2 protein-coding genes, 1 rRNA gene and 3 pseudogenes are annotated in these 4,671 nt (G+C 33.7%); 5 read left to right on the top strand and 1 reads right to left on the bottom strand.

Features of this window, described 5'->3' with window-relative positions:
- Positions 1-488 precede the first annotated feature (488 nt).
- The 5 genes and pseudogenes from ACXY7N_RS30225 to ACXY7N_RS30205 all read left to right on the top strand — a co-directional run.
- Positions 489-1,125, top strand: a pseudogene (locus ACXY7N_RS30225) (response regulator transcription factor); the annotation flags it as partial.
- Positions 1,100-1,753, top strand: a pseudogene (locus ACXY7N_RS30220) (ATP-binding cassette domain-containing protein); the annotation flags it as partial. The pseudogenes ACXY7N_RS30225 and ACXY7N_RS30220, both read left to right, overlap by 26 nt.
- On the top strand, positions 1,746-2,483 hold the full coding sequence (locus ACXY7N_RS30215) for an ABC transporter permease (protein WP_016133473.1): 738 nt from the start codon (positions 1,746-1,748) through the stop codon (positions 2,481-2,483). The pseudogene ACXY7N_RS30220 and the gene ACXY7N_RS30215, both read left to right, overlap by 8 nt.
- A gap of 17 nt (positions 2,484-2,500) precedes the next feature.
- Positions 2,501-3,298, top strand: coding sequence for an undecaprenyl-diphosphate phosphatase UppP (uppP, locus tag ACXY7N_RS30210; protein ID WP_016089565.1), 798 nt, complete (start codon positions 2,501-2,503; stop codon positions 3,296-3,298).
- Positions 3,299-4,125: 827 nt separating this feature from the next.
- Positions 4,126-4,410: pseudogene (locus tag ACXY7N_RS30205) on the top strand (ASCH domain-containing protein); the annotation flags it as partial.
- A 97-nt stretch (positions 4,411-4,507) separates the two neighbouring features.
- Here ACXY7N_RS30205 and rrf read toward each other — a convergent pair.
- Positions 4,508-4,623 (bottom strand): 5S ribosomal RNA (gene rrf / locus ACXY7N_RS30200).
- Positions 4,624-4,671 lie beyond the last annotated feature (48 nt).

Below are 4,671 nucleotides of genomic sequence, written 5' to 3'. Positions count from 1 at the left end.
TCGCTCATTTGCGACTCCCTTATGTTAACATTTTCATATTTCAATGTCAACTAAGTTTTTCATTTTGTTTTTATTTCGTTTGCCGCTTTCTGCGTTGTTGCTATCGGCGACTTGTCCTATATTACACCTCTAAACTCTAATCGTCAACACCTTTTTGTAAAGATATTTAATTTAATATCTTCGTACTCTTTAGCTCCAGGTAAGAACCTATAAAGATTTCATTAAAATAGAAACCATCGTCTACTTTTCTTTACTAATCTATTCTTCTAAATACTATTCAATTTAGACACTTCTCTATTACAAAGAACTCGCTCCCCCCATCTTACCGAACTTATACGATTGACTCTTTCCAGCTAAACTAGCAACCTTATTTTAACAATTAATAGTATATAATTAGAAAGTTGCTTTATTTTTTATTACCACTCCCTATTCCCCATTGTTTATCAAATTGTACTATTAATAACATTCTATTAGAAGCAGGTGACGATATGAAAGATATACGTATTCTTATAGCAGATGACGATAAAGAAATTCGAGACTTATTAAAAAGATATTTAGAGCGAGAATTATATATGGTAGATACTGCAATTAACAGCGAAGAAGCATTGCATTTATTTAATCAAAACGACTATAACCTCGTTATATTAGATCTTATGATGCCAAAAGTAGATGGGATTGAAGTCTGTAGAAAACTTAGGGATACAACTAACATACCGATATTAATGCTAACTGCTAAAGATCACGAAGTTGATAAAGTTTTAGGTTTAAGCATTGGGGCTGATGACTATATTACGAAACCTTTCAGTATTCACGAAGTGGTTGCACGAGTAAAATCTCTTATGCGACGCTTTTTAGTTCTTGGAAGTAACACTACTGTACAAGAGAAAACAACTTTAACATTTAAGGGACTAACCATTGATTTTAAAAAATACACAAGTCCATACGAACGGACAAGAGATTGCGTTAACCGAAAAAAAACTTAAACTATTAAAGTTCTTCTCTTCCAACCCAGAGCAATTATTTACAAAAACAAAAATCTTCCGAAATGTGTGGAACGCTAATTATATAGAAGACGATAATACCGTTATGGTACATATTAGAAAACTTAACTGCAAGAGAGAACTTATTAATTAATGCAAAGATAATTGGAGTTCATAAAAGGAATGCAATTGAAGAAGCATTAGAAATTGTAGGTTTGCAGCACGAAACAAAAAAATTAGTAGGAAAATACTCTTTAGGGATGAAACAACGCTTAGGAATTGCACGTGCACTTCTTCATTATCCTGAACTACTCATATTAGATGAACCAACTAACGGTCTAGATCCCATCGGTATTAAAGAAATGCGAAAACTTATTAAATCTTTAGCTCAAGAAAGAAATATAACGATACTTATTTCTAGTCATATATTAGCCAAGGTAGAACAATTAGTCGATCGTATGAGGATTATTCATGAAGGAAGGTTACTAGAGGAAGTTTCTCTTGATACACTGCGTAAAGCAAACCGTAAATACATAGAATTCCAGGTGAATAATGACCATAAAGCTGCGATGCTATTAGAAAATCATTTTCAAATTTTTGATTATGAAGTACGTGATGAAGGGAATATTCGCGTTTACTCTCATTTCGGACAGCAAGGACGCATTAACAGAGCGTTTGTTCTTAACGATATTGAAGTATTAAAAATGGTGATGAGCGCAGACAGATTAGAAGATTATTTCACCAACCTAGTTGGAGGTGGAACGATTGGTTAATCTACTCTATACAGAACTTTTAAAACTAAAACGCTCTAATATGTTTTTGATTAGTATTATTGGGGCTGGTGTCGCACCTTTCTTAGTAGTAGTAGCGTCTTATATACACATAAAAACAAAACAGCCAACTCCGACTATTTTATTCCATCAATTATTCACTGAAGTTAACTTATATACTACCTTAATTATAGGATTCCCCTTATATGGAGTAGTGGTTGCTTATCTGTTTACCCGTGAATATACAGAAAATACACTAAAGCATTTACTAACTATCCCAGTATCTCGCATTAGCTTTATTATAAGTAAGTTCATCCTTCTATTCCTTTGGATCATGATGCTAACTTTAGTCGCTTGGGCACTAACTTTATTATTAGGGCTACTAGGTAGCTTCCCTGGATTTAGTATCACCTTACTTTTAGACTCTCTCGTGAAGTTTTTAATATGTGGTGGACTTCTTTTTCTATTATCTTCACCTATTGTACTACTAACTCTTATAATGAAAACCTATGTACCACCTATTATATTAACAATTATTATTACAATGACTAACCTTATGATCGTAAATTCAAAACACAAAGACCTATTCCCATGGACCGCCACTCTAGATATAGCAAATAACGAATTACAATCGACTTATCCACCAGAGTATTCTTATATCATCATCGCGGTAACTACCATTTTCGGATTTATTGCAACACTATTCTATTTTAAGAGAGTAGATATTCATTAATTTACAGGAGTGAAACTATGAGCGATATCATTATTGCCTTCATACTCGGTATTGTAGAGGGATTAGCTGAATTTTTACCTATCTCTTCTACTGGTCATCTTATATTAGTCGGACATTTACTAGGTTTTGAAGGAGAACGGGCAAAAACATTTGAAATTGTCATTCAGTTAGGAGCGATCTTAGCTATCGCTATCTTATATCATAAACGCCTTGTTTCTTTATGTAATATTAAGCCTCTTCTAAGAAAAGAGAAAAAATTTAACGCATTACATGTATTCCTTGGCGTATTTCCGGCAGTAATTGCTGGTTTACTACTACATGATGTTATTAAAACATACTTATTTCAGCCGTATACTGTCGTGATTGGACTTGTAGCAGGGGCAATTCTTATGATTTTTGCAGAAGTAAAAAAGAAAGAGGCAACCGCCTTTTCACTGGATGATTTAACATACCGACAAGCATTAACAATTGGATTATTTCAATGCTTAGCAGTATATCCTGGTTTCTCTAGAGCTGGCTCTACTATTTCTGGAGGTCTATTAGCGAAAGTAAATTATAAGACTGCATCTGAGTTCTCTTTTCTCATTGCTCTTCCTGTAATGGTTGGAGCTACAGGTTTAGACTTATTAAAAAGTTGGAAGTATTTAAGTGTCGATGACATTCCTATGTTTGCCGCAGGATTCATTACCTCTTTTATAGTAGCAATGCTAGCAGTAGTAACTTTTCTGAAGCTTTTAGAGAAGATAGGTTTAAAACCTTTTGCATATTATCGTATTTTATTGGCCATCTTATTTACGCTTTTCGTATTGCTATAGATTCGTATAAGTCACATATTATTAAACCGATATTCAAGTTGGAATATCGGTTTTTTATCTATTTCACCTTTAGTATTACTTGCTTCAATATGGCATAGTGGTAATAAATCACCATTAATATATAAACTTACACGCTATACTTGAAGTCCGCACTTAATAATAGTATTTCTTCTTTAAACACATATACCGGATTAAAAATACACAACTTCATTGATCAAGTGTACCCATCACACTAGTGTAGAACAAGCGTTCCTTAATACTGTAATATATCACTTCCTCTTTGTATTTAAGTAATCATTCTATATTGTTTTTCACTTGTACTTAACTTCTCTACAATAGAGCCTAAATATAATATTTAAGGAGATTTTATCCTAATGCCTATATACAAACAACCGCAGCTATAAGAGCAAATTAAATTACTAACAAAGGCATTTAGTTTCATTTAATAGTATTAATAGTACCAACGGCGAAGTTAGTATTATAGCTGAACTATATGGAGATGAAGAAGGTAACCATCGTGGTATTATCTCTGCCTTAACCGAACTTGAAAGACTAACGGAAGAAAAACAATTACAGTATTGTTTGGCCATTAATCATGATTTCTTAACACCTCTATATGACGGAGATACTCAGCACTACAGTTATATAGAAACTGCAGACAAACCTCTTCCTTGTTTCTATACTTACGGAAGGGAAGTACATGTAGGCGATACATTGTCAGGTATTGATCCTAATTTTATTGCAGACCAAATCACCAATAGGCTACGTAACAACTATAAACTAACCGAATTTATTTATATCAAAGCGATAATAAAGGGACGTATACTATTCAAACAGCAACATGCTCCGGTCATATTTTTTGTGAATTAGAAAATAAACGGTTACCGACGACTAATGATTATAGTATTGTACCCAATAGCCAGGATGAACCTGTAGCAATTATTAGGACAATAGAAGTAACTATAACACCAATGAATGAAGTACCCGAATATTGCTGAAGGTGATTGTACTTATGATTACTGGGGAGACAGCATAATCAACTTGGCCATGCCTTTTCTGAAGATATACTACTTGTTTGTGACCATTTTAAACTTATTGATGTAAAAAAATAAATATAGCTTATCATCTATCACTCCAGAAATACGTAGATGACAAGCTATATTTTATTAAACACAAAAAAGACGAGTCATTCTGACTCGTCTTAAAGTTGCTTGGCGACGTCCTACTCTCACAGGGACAAGGTCCCAACTACCATCGGCGCTAGAGAGCTTAACTTCCGTGTTCGGTATGGGAACGGGTGTGACCTCTCTGCCATCATCACCAAACTATGAAGGCATATTCCTTCAAAACTAGATAACATTTGCTACATATTT

This window comes from Bacillus sp. 5w2 (genome assembly GCF_054353775.1).
The sequence above is the reverse complement of the archived record's forward strand: the minus strand, read 5'-3'. Positions and strand labels throughout refer to the sequence as shown.

Bases quoted from the DNA above. Each gene is read 5' to 3' on its own strand.
- uppP (WP_016089565.1), top strand. From the start codon at position 2,501: ATGAGCGATATCATTATTGCCTTCATACTCGGTATTGTAGAGGGATTA.